The sequence below is a fragment of the Streptomyces sp. NPDC053431 genome (assembly GCF_044544925.1).
GTDB lineage: Bacteria > Actinomycetota > Actinomycetes > Streptomycetales > Streptomycetaceae > Streptomyces.
The window spans coordinates 113067-128072 of the sequence record NZ_JBITXX010000001.1 but is presented as its reverse complement, the minus strand read 5'-3'; the positions used below and the strand labels follow the sequence as shown (position 1 = coordinate 128072).

General features: G+C 72.5%; 13 protein-coding genes. 6 read left to right on the top strand and 7 right to left on the bottom strand.

The window, feature by feature from the left end; genetic code table 11:
- Positions 1-316 precede the first annotated feature (316 nt).
- Both ACIGXE_RS00490 and clpS read right to left on the bottom strand, forming a co-directional pair.
- Positions 317-901 carry a DUF2017 domain-containing protein gene (locus ACIGXE_RS00490; protein ID WP_399740786.1) on the bottom strand — a complete coding sequence of 195 codons (585 nt, stop codon included), beginning with the start codon at positions 899-901 and terminating at the stop codon, positions 317-319.
- Positions 901-1206 carry an ATP-dependent Clp protease adapter ClpS gene (gene clpS, locus ACIGXE_RS00485; RefSeq protein WP_352080754.1) on the bottom strand — a complete coding sequence of 102 codons (306 nt, stop codon included), beginning with the start codon at positions 1204-1206 and terminating at the stop codon, positions 901-903. Before clpS ends, ACIGXE_RS00490 begins: the two co-directional genes overlap by 1 nt.
- Positions 1207-1318: 112 nt before the next feature.
- Here clpS and ACIGXE_RS00480 point away from each other — a divergent pair, with 112 nt between their 5' ends.
- Both ACIGXE_RS00480 and ACIGXE_RS00475 read left to right on the top strand, forming a co-directional pair.
- Positions 1319-2647, top strand: a complete 1329-nt coding sequence (locus ACIGXE_RS00480) for a nicotinate phosphoribosyltransferase (protein ID WP_399740783.1) — start codon at positions 1319-1321, stop codon at positions 2645-2647.
- Positions 2648-2768: 121 nt separating this feature from the next.
- Positions 2769-3371 (top strand): isochorismatase family protein, encoded by a 603-nt coding sequence (locus ACIGXE_RS00475; protein WP_399740780.1) that lies wholly within the window; start codon positions 2769-2771, stop codon positions 3369-3371.
- Between the two features lie 37 nt (positions 3372-3408).
- On the opposite strand, the gene ACIGXE_RS00470 is transcribed toward ACIGXE_RS00475, so the two are convergent.
- Positions 3409-3711 (bottom strand): hypothetical protein, encoded by a 303-nt coding sequence (locus ACIGXE_RS00470; protein WP_399740777.1) that lies wholly within the window; start codon positions 3709-3711, stop codon positions 3409-3411.
- Positions 3712-3855: 144 nt separating this feature from the next.
- Entirely contained in the window at positions 3856-6267 is a 2412-nt protein-coding gene (locus ACIGXE_RS00465; protein ID WP_399740774.1) for an immune inhibitor A domain-containing protein, read from the bottom strand.
- Between the two features lie 403 nt (positions 6268-6670).
- On the opposite strand from ACIGXE_RS00465, the gene ACIGXE_RS00460 reads away from it, so the two are divergent.
- Positions 6671-6949, top strand: a complete 279-nt coding sequence (locus ACIGXE_RS00460; protein WP_399740771.1) for a hypothetical protein — start codon at positions 6671-6673, stop codon at positions 6947-6949.
- A 34-nt stretch (positions 6950-6983) separates the two neighbouring features.
- Here the strand turns inward: ACIGXE_RS00460 and ACIGXE_RS00455 are convergent, their stop codons facing one another.
- The gene (locus tag ACIGXE_RS00455) at positions 6984-7706 is read right to left on the bottom strand and encodes an RDD family protein (protein WP_399740768.1); all 723 of its coding nucleotides are present in this window, start codon (positions 7704-7706) and stop codon (positions 6984-6986) included.
- 182 nt (positions 7707-7888) lie between these two features.
- Here ACIGXE_RS00455 and ACIGXE_RS00450 point away from each other — a divergent pair, with 182 nt between their 5' ends.
- The gene (locus ACIGXE_RS00450; protein WP_399740765.1) at positions 7889-8992 is read left to right on the top strand and encodes a S1C family serine protease; all 1104 of its coding nucleotides are present in this window, start codon (positions 7889-7891) and stop codon (positions 8990-8992) included.
- 83 nt (positions 8993-9075) lie between these two features.
- On the opposite strand, the gene ACIGXE_RS00445 is transcribed toward ACIGXE_RS00450, so the two are convergent.
- The gene (locus tag ACIGXE_RS00445; RefSeq protein WP_399740762.1) at positions 9076-11055 is read right to left on the bottom strand and encodes an RDD family protein; all 1980 of its coding nucleotides are present in this window, start codon (positions 11053-11055) and stop codon (positions 9076-9078) included.
- A 335-nt stretch (positions 11056-11390) separates the two neighbouring features.
- On the opposite strand from ACIGXE_RS00445, the gene ACIGXE_RS00440 reads away from it, so the two are divergent.
- Positions 11391-11882: an SsgA family sporulation/cell division regulator gene (locus ACIGXE_RS00440; RefSeq protein ID WP_399740760.1), complete on the top strand. Its 492-nt coding sequence runs from the start codon at positions 11391-11393 to the stop codon at positions 11880-11882.
- A gap of 121 nt (positions 11883-12003) precedes the next feature.
- On the opposite strand, the gene ACIGXE_RS00435 is transcribed toward ACIGXE_RS00440, so the two are convergent.
- Positions 12004-13386, bottom strand: a complete 1383-nt coding sequence (locus tag ACIGXE_RS00435) for an FAD-binding oxidoreductase (protein ID WP_399740757.1) — start codon at positions 13384-13386, stop codon at positions 12004-12006.
- 97 nt (positions 13387-13483) lie between these two features.
- On the opposite strand from ACIGXE_RS00435, the gene ACIGXE_RS00430 reads away from it, so the two are divergent.
- On the top strand, positions 13484-14953 hold the full coding sequence (locus ACIGXE_RS00430) for a hypothetical protein (protein ID WP_399740754.1): 1470 nt from the start codon (positions 13484-13486) through the stop codon (positions 14951-14953).
- Positions 14954-15006: the final 53 nt, after the last annotated feature.

Below are 15006 nucleotides of genomic sequence, written 5' to 3'. Positions count from 1 at the left end.
CCCCGGGTGGTCGTGAAGATTTATCACGCGCTTAACCGTGATCGAGGACCCCGCGCGTGACCCACACCACACGAAAAGGGGGGTGAAACGGACTCAACAGAGCAAAGCGGGGCGCTTTGATAACGCATTCGTTATCCGGATTTGAGCGTCCGCTGAGCGAACACCCGCCGTCGCAGGTGTCCCGTCACATCGAACCCAGGGCCACACCCAACCCAGGGCCACACCGAACCCAGGGCCACACCGAACCCAGGGCCCGGCCGGCCGCGGCGGCAGCAGCAGCGGCGGCAGCGAGCCGATGGGCCCCCGCGGCCGGCGGCTACGGCATCAGCGTCTCGACGAGCGACTCCTGGAGCCCGCCGAGCCAGAGGTACGCCATCACCATCGGCTTGCGGGGGTCGGAGTCCGGCAGCCGGTACAGCCGCTCGCTCTCGTCGTCCTCCGTGACCTCCAGCCGGGTGCCGATGGTCAGCCGCAGGTCGTTGAGCGCGCCGAGCCACGCCCGCGACTCGTCCTGGGTCAGCTTGAGGACGCCGCCGCCCTCACCGGCCGCCGCCGAGGCGAGCGCGTCGAGGCTGCGGACCACCGTGAGCGCGTCGTCGCGCTTGCGGGCCCGCAGGTCGTTCTCGGTGAAGCGGCGGAAGTCGGCCGCCGCGCGGCGCAGCTCGTCGGTGTCGTCCCCGTACGCGTCGGGGAAGAGCCGGCGCAGTGCCGGGTCGGCGGGCGGCTCGCTCGGGCCCTCGGTGAACAGCGCGGCCAGCGGATCGTCGCCCTCCACCGGCTCCTCCCCGGGACCGATCAGCTCCATGAGCTGTACGGCCAGGGAGCGGAGGATGGAGATCTCGACCTCGTCGAGCGCGACGGCCGCGCCGCCGCCCGGGAGCGACTCGAAATGGCCCGCCATCAGCCGCGGTCCTGGGAGAGGGTCGCCCACAGGCCGTAGCCGTGCATCGCCTGCACGTCCCGTTCCATCTCCTCGCGGGTGCCGCTGGAGACCACCGCGCGGCCCTTGTTGTGCACGTCGAGCATCAGCTTGTGCGCCTTGTCCTTGGAGTAGCCGAAGTACGCCTGGAAGACGTAGGTGACATAGCTCATCAGGTTGACCGGGTCGTTGTGCACGAGGGTCACCCACGGCACGTCCGGTTCGACGACGGCGGAGACCTCCTCGGCCGATTCGGTCCGTTCGATCTCGATAGGCGCAACGCTCACTTACCCCATGCTGCCACCCCGACCGGTCCGTCGCACAAACGGGTCACCCGTGCCACGCCGCGAGTTCTCCCAGTATTCGTCAGAGTGACGAATACTGCGGTAGCATCCTCACATGAACGCTGCGGACCTTGGGCTGCCGGTGGACGTTCCGTCGACGGCGCTCTTCACCGACCAGTACGAGCTGACCATGCTCCAGGCGGCCCTCAGGGCCGGTACCGCGGACCGCAGGTCCGTCTTCGAGGTCTTCACCCGCCGGCTGCCCGAGGGGCGGCGCTACGGCGTGGTGGCGGGGACCGGGCGGGTCCTGGACGCCGTCGAGAACTTCCGCTTCGACGCGGGCGTGCTCGGCTACCTGCGCGAGCGGAACATCGTCGACGAGCCCACCCTGGAATGGCTCGCGCGCTACCGCTTCTCCGGCGACATCTGGGGCTACCCCGAGGGCGAGGTGTACTTCCCCGGCTCGCCGATCCTGCGGGTCGAGGGCTCCTTCGCCGAGTGCGTGCTCCTGGAGACCGTCATCCTGTCGATCCTCAACCACGACTCCGCCATCGCGGCCGCCGCCTCCCGCATGTCCTCGGCCGCCGGGGGCCGCCGGCTCATCGAGATGGGCGCCCGGCGCACCCACGAGCTGGCCGCCGTCGCCTCCTCGCGCGCCGCCTACGTGGGCGGCTTCGACTCCACCTCCGACCTGGCGGCCGGCTTCCGCTACGGCATCCCGACCGTCGGCACCTCCGCCCACGCCTTCACCCTGCTGCACGACACCGAGCGCGACGCCTTCCGGGCCCAGGTCGACTCCCTGGGCAGCGGCACCACCCTGCTCGTCGACACCTACGACGTCGCCGAGGCCGTCCGTACCGCCGTCGAGGTGGCCGGGACCGGGCTCGGGGCCGTCCGGATCGACTCCGGCGACCTGCTGCTCGTCGCCCACCGGGTGCGCGCGCAGCTCGACGAGCTGGGCGCCACGGACACCAAGATCGTGGTCACCTCCGACCTCGACGAGTACGCCATCGCCTCGCTCGCCGCCGCGCCCGTCGACGCGTACGGGGTCGGCACCCAGCTCGTCACCGGCAGCGGCCACCCCACCTGCTCCATGGTCTACAAGCTGGTCGCCCGGGCCGGCTCGGCCGACCCGAAGGCCCCGCTGACCCCGGTCGCCAAGAAGTCGGTGGGCGGCAAGGCCTCCGTCGGCGGCCGCAAGTGGGCGGCCCGCCGGACGGACGCCGCCGGCGTCGCCGAGGCCGAGGTCGTCGGCACCGGGCCCGTCCCGGCGGAGCTCGTCGACCGCCAGCTGCTCGTGGAGCTGGTCAAGGGCGGCGACGTGGTGGCCCGCGAGCCCCTGGAGGCCGCCCGGGCCCGGCACATCGCGGCCCGCGCCGGGCTGCCGCTGTCGGCGACCCAGCTGTCCCGGGGGGAGCCGGTCCTGCCGACGGAGTACGCGTAACGCCTCTGAGCGCCCCCTCCCGCAGGGAGGGGGAAGTCTCTAGGCTCGAATCCGTCCGAGAACCGACGCCCGATCCGGCCTCCCCGATCCGGCCTCCCGATCCGACCGCTAAGGACCTGTCATGCACCGCGCATTGATCGTTGTGGACGTTCAGAACGACTTCTGCGAGGGCGGCAGCCTCGCGGTGGCCGGCGGCGCGGACGTCGCCGCCGCCATCACCGACCTGATCGGCGAGACGGCGGGCTCCGCCTACCGGCACGTGGTCGCCACCCGTGACCACCACGTCGACCCGGGTGACCACTTCGCCCCGGCCGGCGAGGCGCCGGACTACGTCACGAACTGGCCGCGGCACTGCGTGGCCGGCACCGAGGGCGTCGGCTTCCACCCGAACTTCGCGCCCGCGGTCACCGCCGGCGCGATCGACGCCGTCTTCGACAAGGGCGCCTACGCCGCCGCGTACAGCGGTTTCGAGGGGAAGGACGAGAACGGCGACGCGCTCGCCGAGTGGCTGCGCGCCCGCGACGTCACCGAGGTCGACGTCGTCGGCATCGCCACCGACCACTGCGTACGGGCGACCGCCCTGGACGCGGCCCGCGCGGGCTTCCGCACCCACGTCCTGCTCGACCTGACCGCGGGCGTGGCGAAGGAGACCACCGCCCGGGCCCTGGACGACCTGCGCGCGGCGGGCGTCGAGCTGACCGGCGAGCCGGTCGTCGCCCCGTAGCGGAGGCCTCGCCGGACGGGCGGGCCGGACAGGCGCCCTAGGCGGCCGGGGCCTTCGGGAGGGAGCGTATGGGGTGCCAGAGCTCCTGGGCGGTGGCGCGCCACAGGAGCCCCTCCGGGTGGTGCAGGACGGCCGTGATCTCGTCCGGGGTGGGCGGCTCGGTGTTGCCGCGGAGGTAGACCGCCCGCAGTCCGAGGTTCCGCAGCCGGGTCAGGGCGCGGGCACGGTTCGCGGCGTGCACCAGGAAGCGGACGGTGGCCCCGTCGCCGGCCGGGCTGGGCAGGCCGATGGCGACGACGACACTGCCTCCCGGCAGTCTGCAGAACCCTCCGTTGGGCATGCGGAACCACTCCCCCGTGGAACTACTGTCAATAAGGTCGGGCGGCCGAGGCCGTAAGACGCACCTAAACACGATCGGCCGCCGCCCGCTAGGGGGCGACGGCCGATCATGCGTTGACCTGCGACGATTCAGAAAAACTCGTCGTTACTTGGTCGAGGGACCCACCTGGACCGTGATCGTGGAGCCGTCCTTGGCCTCCTTGACGACCTGGATCTTGGTGTTGGTGTCAGTTACCTGGACACCGGAGCGCGCGGTCTCGGAGAACCAGTAGACGCCCTTGCGGTCGTCGAAGGTCGGGTTGCCGGCCTGGGACGGGACCCAGGTGCCGACGCCCTTGTTGTGCAGCTGGAAGCCGTCCGTGCGGGAGATGCTGAACGGGGAGTCGTAGGCCTGGATGCGGCCGCGCATCAGCGTGCCGTCGCCCCACTTCAGCGGGCTCGGGTGGGCGTCGATCGGGAGGACGCGGCCCACACCCGGGTGCTGGGAGGTGTTGTTGTCCTTCTGGGACAGGTCCCACTTCCAGATCAGCAGACCGTTCTGGTACGGGTAGTGCTCGACCCAGCTGGCCTTGTCGCCGGTGAAGCCGAAGTTGTACGGGCCGACCTTGAGGGTCTGGTCGTACGAGACGTACTGGCGGTTCTCCGCGATGTAGTACTGCTCGTACTCCTTCGCGAAGCCCTTGCCGATGCGCGAGAAGCCCTTGGCGACCCAGCCGTTGTCACCGTTCTCGGCGTTGTCCGAGAACACGGCGGCACCGTCGGCGGTCAGCGTGATGGCGTCGGCCGTGAAGCCCTTGCCGCCCGCGCCGCCGTCCGTCTGGTAGCGGAAGCGCAGGTCGAACTTCTTGCCCGCGTACGCGTTCAGGCTGTAGACGAGCTTCTGGTGCGTGTTCGAGGCGCCGGTCAGGGCCGGGGCGCCGGACGCGTCCTTCTGCAGCGGCTTGCCGTCGGCGGTGCCGTCGAGGGCGACCCAGTTGGCGCCACCGTCGGTGGAGACCTCGGCGTACAGGTAGTCGTAGTCCTGCTCGATGTCGTACCAGCCCTGGAGCTCCAGGGAGGCGGCCGACTTGCCGGTCAGGTCGACGGAGCGGGTCAGGGTGTTCTTGAGGTCGTCACCCATGTCGCTCCACCACTGCGTGGCGCCCTCGGCGGGAGCCACGACGTCGGTGGTGACCTTCTTCTTCGGCAGCTCGACGACGAGCGCCTGCGGGTTCTTGGTGTTGTACTCCGAGACGCCCAGCTTGTGGGTGGTCTTGGTGCCACGCTGCCAGTCGTTGACCTTGGCGTAGTTCAGCCAGCCGAGCTGCAGCTTGTCCCAGGCGTTCATGTCGCCGGGGAGGTCGCCGATGGAGTCCTTGCCGGTGCCGAGCCACGAGCCGGAGGACATGAGGGTCCAGAAGCCGGTCGAGTTCTCGCCGCCGGAGGTGTCGTAGTGGTCCGGCAGACCGAGGTCGTGGCCGTACTCGTGGGCGAAGACGCCGAGGCCGCCGTTCTCCGGCTGCATCGTGTAGTCGCCGACCCAGATGCCCGAGTCGCCGATCTGGGTGCCGCCGGCCTTGTTGTTGGCCGGGCCGGTCTTGCCCGCGTCGGTGCCGTAGGCGTACCAGCGGTGGGCCCACAGCGCGTTGGTGCCCTCGACGCCGCCGCCGGCCGACTCGTCCTCGCCCGCGTGGACGATCTGGAAGTGGTCGATGTAGCCGTCGGGCTCGTTGAAGTTGCCGTCGCCGTCGAAGTCGTAGCGGTCCCACTGGTCGTACTGCGCCAGCGTCGCCTTGATCTCGGCGTCGGTCTTGCCCTTGGCCTTCTGGTCGGCGTTCCACGCCACCAGGCCGTCGCGCACGGTGTCCCACACGTTGGCGCAGTTGGTCTGGCCGCAGTAGTTGGAGCCGTAGCGGGCCTCGTTGTACGGGACCTTGACCCAGTCGGAGACCTGGCCGTCGACCGAGTAGCGGCCGGACGAGGTCTTCTCGTAGTAGGTCTTCAGGGACTGCTTCGGCTGGCCCTTCTTGTCCTTGCCGGTGCCGAAGTACAGGTCCTGGAAGTGCTGCTGGTTGTAGTCCGCCTGCCAGGCCGTGGAGTTGTCGTTCGCACGGTCGGGCTTGGCTATCGCGTTGTGCAGCGGGCCGGGCTGGCCGCCGTACTTCGGCTTGAGCTCGTTCGTGTCGTCGTCCTTGCGGTCGACCAGGGTGGTGTTGTCCACCTGGTCGCCGAACTCGACGAGGATGGTGAAGATCTTGTCGGTCTTCTCACGGCCGAGCTCGACGTACTTCTTGCTGTCGAGCTTGACCACCTGGGAGCCGTTGCGGCTCTCGACCTTGCTCTCGCCGCTGAGCACCTGCTCGACGGCGGCCTTGCGCTGCTGCTCCTGCTGCTTGCTGAACGGACCGTCGAGGTCGTGGTCGACGGTGAGCTTGTCGACGGCCCGCGCGGAGCCGGCCACCGGCGCGCTGCCGTGGTTGTCGGCCCATGCCGTGCTGAAGGTCGAAGCAGTGGCGGCCGTGGCCGCGAGGGCCACGACGATCGCGGACGCTCTGATCGCCCGTCGCTTGTTGGTCACTTGGATCTGTCCTCCCCGGCGCTCCTCGCCCGCGGACCGAGTGGTGGGGTGTCCGCTCGGGCGGGATAGCGCATCACAAGTGACGACATTCGACCGGAGTTGAAGCAGAAAAGACAGATCTTGACTTGGACAGGCCAACTGCACTATGCGGGATCGGATTTCCGATAGTCGAACTTCGAACGAATATCCGGCGTGCGTGTGCGCCCCTGCGCCCCCCGTGCATCGGCCGTGGGTTAGGCCACGCTTACCAGCGGTTCGCTCCGGGCATCCACCGTCGTAGAGTCGACCCGTCGGAGAGTCGCCCGCGCCCGGGGTCACCCGCCGCGGGGTCACCCGCCGACGCGTCGAACCCGCCGAGTCGACCGATCGCCCACCGCCACGTGCCCGAGGGACGGTACCCGTCATGCAGCGACCGAACGCCGCACAGTCCGCCTACGGTTCGGCCACCGTCGTTCTCGCGACCGTCGCCCTGCTGCTGCTCTCCGGCACCACCACCACGCTCGGCATCGTCGCGATCTGCGTCGCGGGCCTGATGCTCGGTGTACTGGTGGCGGTGACGATGCCGGTCCGGACGAGGCACGTCAAGCCTTTGGTCACGGATTCCGTGCCCGCCGGGAACACGGAGATCCGGGTGCCGGCCGCGCCGGTGGGCGCGGGAGCGGACACCCGGACCGTTTCGTGACACCGGGTCCTCTGCGCGTGGTTGCTCCCTCTTGTCACTGAGGTACGGACACCACCACGGTCTTGGCCGCCTTGTCGTGAAGGCCCTGCTTGTACGGCTTGTCCACGAGGATGAGGATCAGCAGGAGCAGCGGCCACAGGCAGGCGCAGCAGATCAGCGCGGGCAGCCAGAGCACGAGCGCGCGGACCAGGGAGGTGCTCATCGGCGGCGTGGAGCCGTCGTTGAGCATCGCGACCCGCAGTTTCATCCACTTCTTGCCGAGGGTCTGCCCGTTCTTGGCGACCATGACGGTGTCGTACGCCACGTACGCGACGATCGTGATGAGCTGGAAGACCAGCTGGCCGCCGCCGTTGAGGCTGTTGACCGTGGCGTCGAAGTTGTCGTTGTCGGTGGCCCGCCGGTAGACGTCGAACGGGATGCCGACGATCGCGAGCGGCACGGCGATGATCAGCCAGTCGATGATCCTGGCGACGATGCGCTTCCCCGACTCGGCGAGCGGCGGCATCCCGGCGAGCGGATCGGCGCCGCCGTACCCGCCCCCGTAGTCGCCGTAGGGCGGGGGCGGCGGGGGCGCCTGGTCGTACGGACTCCCGGACGGCGGGCCGCCGGGAGGGGGACCGCCGGGGGGAGGACCGCCGGGGGGCCGGCCGCCGGGCGGACCTCCCCCCGCGGGCGGCTGCTGCCAGGGCCTCTTGCTGAACGGATCGTCCTCGGGCGGCTGACCCGGGGGCGGGGGCGGCGGCTGATCGTTGCTCATGGGGGCAGTGCATCCCGGGCACCCGGCCCCCGCAAGGAATCGCCGCCCGTTCGAGGGACGCCCCCGCTCTCGGGGCGGCCGGAGTGCTTGACCGTTCAAAGCTTGACCGGTGCACAGGACCGCTCCCGGCGCCCGTCCTAGCCTGAAGAGGGGTCCACCGTCGCGGGAAAGGCGGCGAGCTCATGAATGCACGGGCCAGAAGCGCTGTGGTCGGAGCCGCGGCGCTGGTACTCGGTCTGACGGCCGGCGGCACGACGTACGCGGACGATTTCGATCCCAAGGAGATCTACGAGCGGTCCGCGCCCGGCACCGTCCACGTGCTGGGGAGGACCGGATCCGGCACCGGGTTCGTCTACGACGCCGACCGAGGTCTCATCGCGACGGCCGCCCATGTGGTGCAGGGGGAGGCCTCGCTGAAGGCCGTCGTCGGAGACCGGCCCGCGGCGCCGGTGCGGGTGGTCGGCATCGACCCCTGCGAGGACCTGGCGGTGCTGACGTTCACCTCGCCGCAGTCCGACCTGAAGGCGGTGGAGTTCGGCGACAGCAAGGACATGCAGGCGGCCGACGAGGTCGTCGCGCTCGGCTACCCGGCCTCGCTCGGCAGCCAGGGAGAGACGCAGAAGCCCGCCTTCACGAGCGGCTCGGTCCAGAACCCGAGCGTCAACGACGCCGAACCGTCCCCCTCGCTCCCCCGCTACCCCTCCACCATCCAGCACTCGGCCACCATCAACCCGGGCAACTCCGGAGGCCCCCTGTTCAACACCGACAACAAGGTGGTCGGCATCAACGTGCTGAGCGTGACCGGCGACACCCAGGGCCAGTTCTACTCGATCAGTTCCGACCACGCCCGCCCGATCCTCGACACGCTGGCCGGCGGGCAGGTCAAGAACGACCCCGGCTGGCGCCTCAAGGCCGTGGACGACCCGACGGTGATCGACGAGTTCGGGCCCGACGACCAGGCCGAGGTCGAGGCCCGGCAGAAGCGGCTGGTCGCCGGCAACGCCACCGGAGTGCTCGTCGTCGGCGTGACCAGCAACTCGCCCGCGGCCAAGGCCGACCTGCAGCTCATGGACCTGATGACCGCCATGAAGGACAGCCCCGTGAACTCCGTCGGCGAGGTCTGCGACGTCCTGCAGTCCGCCGGCCCCGGGGAGACCGTCCCGCTGGAAGGCATGTACACGTTCGACGACCCGCAGGAGAACGTCAAGTTCGGCGACGGGTGGACCACCAACCTCGTGCTCAACAAGAACTCCGGAGGCGGCGGGGCCGGCCGGGCCGGGTCCTAGACCGGGTCCTAGGCCATGTCGTCCAACTCCCGCCTGCCCGCCCCGGGGCGACGACGGGAGACGACGGGAGCTGACGACAGGGCCTAGCGGGCGACGAAGGTGCGGGCCGCCTTGTCGTGCCAGCACTGCCGCCACGGGCGGTCGAAGAGGCACCAGAGGACGTTCAGCACCCCGACGGCGAGCAGTCCCAGCACGCCGTAGACCAGCCACCGGCGCAGCGCGGCGCCGAAGCTCGGCGGCTCGTGCGCCTCGATGTCCCGTACCTCGATGCCGCAGAGCTTCTTCCCGAGCGTGCGGCCCCACTTGGCGGTGGGCAGCGCGTCGTAGAGCGCGCCGAGGACGAGGAAGGCGGCGAGGACGATCCCGAACTGCACGGAGGTCGTCGAGTCGACCAGCCACACCTGGACGGTGACGCCGGACTGCTTGGCGGCCTCGATCTTGTCGCCGATGTGCGTGACGGCGGCGGTGAGGAAGGGGTACGACACCGCGCCGACGAGCGCCCCGAGCACGACGCCGTCGATGAGCCGGGCCAACAGCCGCCGCCCGAGCCCGGCCGGCCGCGCGGCGGCCTGCGCCCGCGCCGCCGCCATGAACACGTCCTCGACGGGCGGCTTCCAGGGGACGACCGGCTGCCCGTCGGCCTGAGCCTGCTGGGCGGGCGACTGGGCGGCCGGCTGCGCGGGCGGCTGGGCGGACTGAGGGGCGCGCGACTGCGGGGGCTGGGGGGCGGAGGTCTGGGGGGCGGAGGGCTGAGGGACGTGGGGGGACGGGGCCTGGGCGTGGACCTGGGCCTGGGCCTGGGCCTGGGCGGGCTGCGGGGCGGCGTGGGGGCCGTGGGCCTGGGGGGACGGGGTCTGTGCCTGGGCCGGGGCCTGCGCCTGGGCGGACTGCTGGCCGACGCCCTGCGCGGGCTGCGGGGCCTGTGCCTGTGCGGGCTGCTGCGGGGGCCAGTGGCCCGCGGCGGGCGCCGGGTTGACCGGCATGCCGCCGAGTCGCGCGGAACCGGTCGACGTGCCGGGACGCTGACCCGGCAGCCCGGCCGAGGCGTCACCCTGCGGCCGCACGCCCTGCTCGTCGGTCCCTCCGGCGGCGGGCCACGCGGGCGTCGCCGTACCGGCGTTCGCCTGGGCGGGGGCCGCGGCCGGCCCCTGGGCGGGCACCGCGCCGGGGCCGCCCGGCGTACCGGAGGCCGTACCACCGGCCGCGCCGGCGGACGCGGACGCCGCCGCGTCGGCCGCCGGGGCCGGGTCCGCGCCGGGTCCCTGGACGGCTACCGCGCCCCGGCCGTCGGCCGGTCCACCGGTCCCGGGCCACGCGGACGCGCCCTGGCCGTCGGCCGCCTGCCACGCGGGCCTGCCCGCCGACCCGGCGGGCGCCGCGGCACTGCCGGACGGACCGCCGGCCGCGGGCCAGGCGGGTGCGGGCGCACTGCTCGACGCCGCGCCCGGCGCCCGGTCCGCGGACGCGTCCGTGCCCGACGCCCGGCCGTCGCCGCCGGCGGGCCAGGCAGGGGCCCCCGTACCGGAGTTCGGACGGTCGGCGGGGGAGCCGCCCGGCTGGGCGGGACGCGCGTCGTCCGAGCCGCCCGCGCCGGCCGGCGGCCAGGCCGCGCGCGGATCGCGCGGGTCCGGGGCGCTTCCCCAGGAGACCTTCTGGTCGCGCTCGCCGCCGAAGCCGGTCTGACGGTCCGTGGACGCCTGCCAGGCGGAGGCGGGCTCCTGCTGCGCGGCCGGCGCGGGGGCAGGAGCGGCGGCCGGGGTGGGGGTGGACGCGGGGCCGGAGACGGGGGCGGGGTCCTCGTCGAAGAAGAGCGGACCCGTCTCCTCGACCGCGGGCACGGCGGGCACGGCGGGCACCGACGGTGCCGGGGCCGGGCTCGGAGCCAGCAGAGGGGCGACGGAGACCGGCGGGGCCGGGAGCGCCTCGCCCTCCTTGGGGGCGGGCCGGCTCGTACCGGGCACCCACGCACCGCCGTTCCAGTACCGGATGTACCCGGGAATCGACGGATCCGGGTAGTAGCCCGCCTGCGGTACCTCTCCGCCGCCTCCAGGTGGAGTAGCCACTGACCCGACTCCGTTCAGTCACAACGTCTTTGATCGGCCGGACCGCGCCCCGTTCGCGCACCGTCCGCGCCACGCCCAGGGAGGACAGTAACGAAGAACGCCCGCGCAGGGACAAGGAGCCCGCCATAAAGGCCGCCTTCGAGGGACAGACACGCGCTTTCGTCACTCAGGGTGATTCTCGGGCCCCTGCCCGGACCCCGGGCTCCTACCCCGGCTCCGGGCCCCGAAAAAAATTCTCCGGAAAATCTCGCGAAGTCGCGTAATGACTCCGCCCGACCGCTCTCTCTCCCTGTGAAGGCCCGCCGCGGGTCTCACCGAGAGAGAGGCAGCACGCCATGCAGAACACCGACAACAACGTCGTGGAGCGCGAGCTCGAGCTGAAGCTCGTCCTCTCCCCGGAGCGCTCGATCCCGGTCCCGGCCCGTCTCGCCTACCGCGTGGACGACCCGTACGCCGTCCACATCACCTTCCACGTCGGCTCCGAACACCCCGTCAACTGGACCTTCGCCCGCGAACTCCTCGTGGAGGGCGTCTTCCGGCCCTGCGGCCACGGCGACGTGCGGGTCTGGCCGACGAAGGCGGACGGCCAGAACGTGATCCTGATGGCCCTGTCGTCGCCCGACGGAGACGCGCTCCTGGAGGCGCCGTCGGCGCAGGTCTCGGCCTGGCTGGAGCGGACCCTGCGCGCGGTTCCGCCGGGCACCGAGTCCGAGCAGCTCGGCATCGACGACGGTCTCGCCGAACTGCTCGCCACCACGGTGGCGGCCGACGACCTGTGGCTGAGCGACCCGTGGCCGTCGGACGAGTCCACGGACGGCGAGGCGTGAGCCGGGCACGGGCCACGTTCCCGCCCACGCCCGCGCTGCTGTTCGCGCCCGCGCGCCCGCTCGCGCCCCGTCCGCGCCCCCACTCGCACCCACACCGGCGCCCGCGCCCGCGCCGGTGGCCTCAGAACAACTTGCCCGGGTTCAGCAGGCCCAGCGGGTCGAAGGTCTTCTTGATCCCGCGCTGCAGCTCCACCCCCACCGGCCCCAACTCCCTCGCCAGCCACTCCTTCTTCAGCACGCCCACCCCGTGCTCACCGGTGATCGTGCCGCCGAGCTCCAGGCCGAGCGCCATGATCTCGTCGAACGACTCCCGCGCCCGCCGCGACTCGTCCTCGTCGGCGTGGTCGAAGCACACGACGGGATGCGTGTTGCCGTCGCCGGCGTGCGCGCAGACGCCGATGGTCAGCCCGTACTTCTCGGCGATCGCCGTCGTGCCGGTGAGCATCGCGGCGAGCCGGGTGCGCGGCACGCACACGTCGTCGATCATCGTGGCCGTCTTGATCGTCTCCAGGGCGGTGAGCGACAGCCGACGCGCCTGGAGCAGCAGGTCGGACTCGGCGACGGAGTCCGCCGGTACGACCTCGGTGGCGCCCGCGGCCCGGCACAGCTCCCCCACCGCGGCCAGATCGGCGGCCGGGTCCGGAGTGTCGAAGGCGCACAGCAGCAGTGCCTCGGTGGTGTCGGGCAGCCCCATGTGGGCGAGCTGGTTGACGGCCCGGACGGTGGTGCCGTCCATCAGCTCGAGCAGCGACGGCGTATGGCCGCGCTCCATGATCGCGCAGACGGCCGCGCAGGCCGCCTCCGCCGAGGGGAACTCGGCGGCGAGCGCGAGCTGCGCCGGTGGCTGCGGCCGGAGCGCGAGGACCGCCCCGACAACGATGCCGAGGCTGCCCTCGGAGCCGACGAAGAGCCGGGTGAGGTCGTATCCGGCGACGCCCTTGGCGGTGCGCCGGCCGGTCCGCAGCAGACGGCCGTCGGCGAGGACGACGTCCAGTCCCAGCACGTACTCGGCGGTGACCCCGTACTTCACGCAGCACAGGCCCCCGGACGCGGTGCCGATGTTGCCGCCGATGGTGCACTGCTCCCAGCTGGAGGGGTCCGGCGGGTAGTAGAGCCCGTGTTCGGCGACGGCACGGGAGAGGACGGCGTTGACCACGCCCGGTTCGACCACGGCGATCCGGTCGACCGGGTTGATCTCCAGGATGCGGTCCATCTTGACCAGGGACAGGACGATGCAGCCGTCGGAGGCGTTCGCGGCACCGGACAGCCCGGTGCGGGCCCCCTGCGGGACGACCGGGACGCGCAGCTCGGTCGCGGTGCGCATGACGTGCTGGACCTGCTCGACGGTGCGCGGGAGCACGACGGCCGCGGGGGTGCCGGCCGTGCAGAAGCTCGCCATGTCATGGGCGTAGGAGACGGTGACGTCCGGGTCGGCGAGGACCGCGTCGTCGGGGAGCCCGGCGCGCAGCCGCGCCACGAGGTCGTTCCGCTGAAGATCGTCCATGCGTCCAGCGTGGCACCCGGGGCCATCGGTGTGAACCCGCCGGACCCGGTGCTCGTGTGCTCTTCGTACAGCGGCGGCCGGGCGCACAGTGAGCGCCATGAAGACCGAGAACGTGTCGAGGACGGTCCTCGCCGGCGGGGTGGCCGCGGTGCTCGCGGCGACGGCGCTGCTGTACGTGCCCGAGCTGGTCGGCCGGACGCCGGCGGCGGTGCCGGGGCCCGCCGAACGGGCGGCGACCGCGGCGAACGCGGGGGCGCAGGCGGCGCTGCCGGATCTGGTCGCGCTGATCGGCGACCGGGAGAAGTGGCTGCGGGCCCATCCCGGTGACGAGGCGTCATGGGCCGAGCTGGGCGCGGCCTACACGGAGCGCGGGCTGCGGCGCGCGGACGCGGCGGACTTCCCGCGCGCGGAGAGCGCCCTGAAACGCTCCCTCGCGGTGCGGCCGGCCGCCCGGGGCAACCTGGACGCGCAGCTGGGCCTGGCCGCCCTGGCGAACGCCCGCGGCGACTGGAAGTCCGCGAAGGAGTGGGGCGAGCGGGTGCGCACGGCGAACCCGAAGCGCTGGTCGGCGTATCCGGTGCTCATCGACGCGTACAACGGTCTGGGCGACTACAAGGCGGCCGGGAAGGCGACGGAAGCCCTCACCGAGCTGCGTTCCGGGGCGGCGGTCGCCGCGCGCTCGGCGCAGCTGTTCCGGAACCGCGGCTGGCGCGAGGACGCGGACGCGGCGGCCCGGGACGCGGTGGCGCTCGCCGAGACGCCCGCGGACAAGGCGGCGGCCCTGGCCCGGCTGGGGGACCTGGAGTGGGAGCGGGGCGAGCCGGCGGAGGCCCTGGCGCAGTACGGCACGGCGCTGGGTCTCGTACGGGAGCACGGCCCGTCGCTCGCGGGCCGGGCGCGGGCGCTCGCGGCCCTCGGTCGGCCGCGGGAGGCGGTGCGCGACTGGCAGGCGGCGCTGCGGGTGCTGCCGCTCCCGGAGTACGTCCTGGAGGCGGCCGAGCTGGCCGAGTCGCTCGGCATGGACGGGGACGCGAGGACGCTGTACGAGCGCCTGAGGACCGGCTCGTGGGTGCGCGCGGAGGTGGTGCTCGGCCTGTTCGAGGCGGACCACGGCGAACCGGCGGAGGCGGTGCGGCGGTTGCGGGCGGAGTGGGCGCGGGGGCACCGTTCGGTGCAGGTCGCGGACGCGCTGGGCTGGGCGCTGTACCGCTCGGGCGAGCCCAGGGAAGCCCTCGGCTACGCCAGAAGGGCCACCGACGAGGGGCTGCGCAGCGCGCTCTTCGCGTACCACCGCGGGGAGATCGAGCGGGCCCTGGAGGACCTCGGCCCGGCCCGCCGCCACCTCGCGGAGGCCCTGCGGGTCAACCCGGCCTTCTCCCCCCTCCTCGCCCCCCGCGCGAAGCAGGCCGTCACCACCCTCGGCCCCCCACCGAACGACCTCCCGCCGGACGCCCACCAGGCCACACCGACGACCCGGGACACGACCCCGGACACCCCCGGAGCCGCGAAGACCCCCGACACCGCTCCCGACACACCCCAGGAACCCCACCCGGAAGAGCAGCGCTAGCCGCACACCTGCCCCGCTGCGCCGCAGGCCCGGCATCGCCGCACGACCTGCCA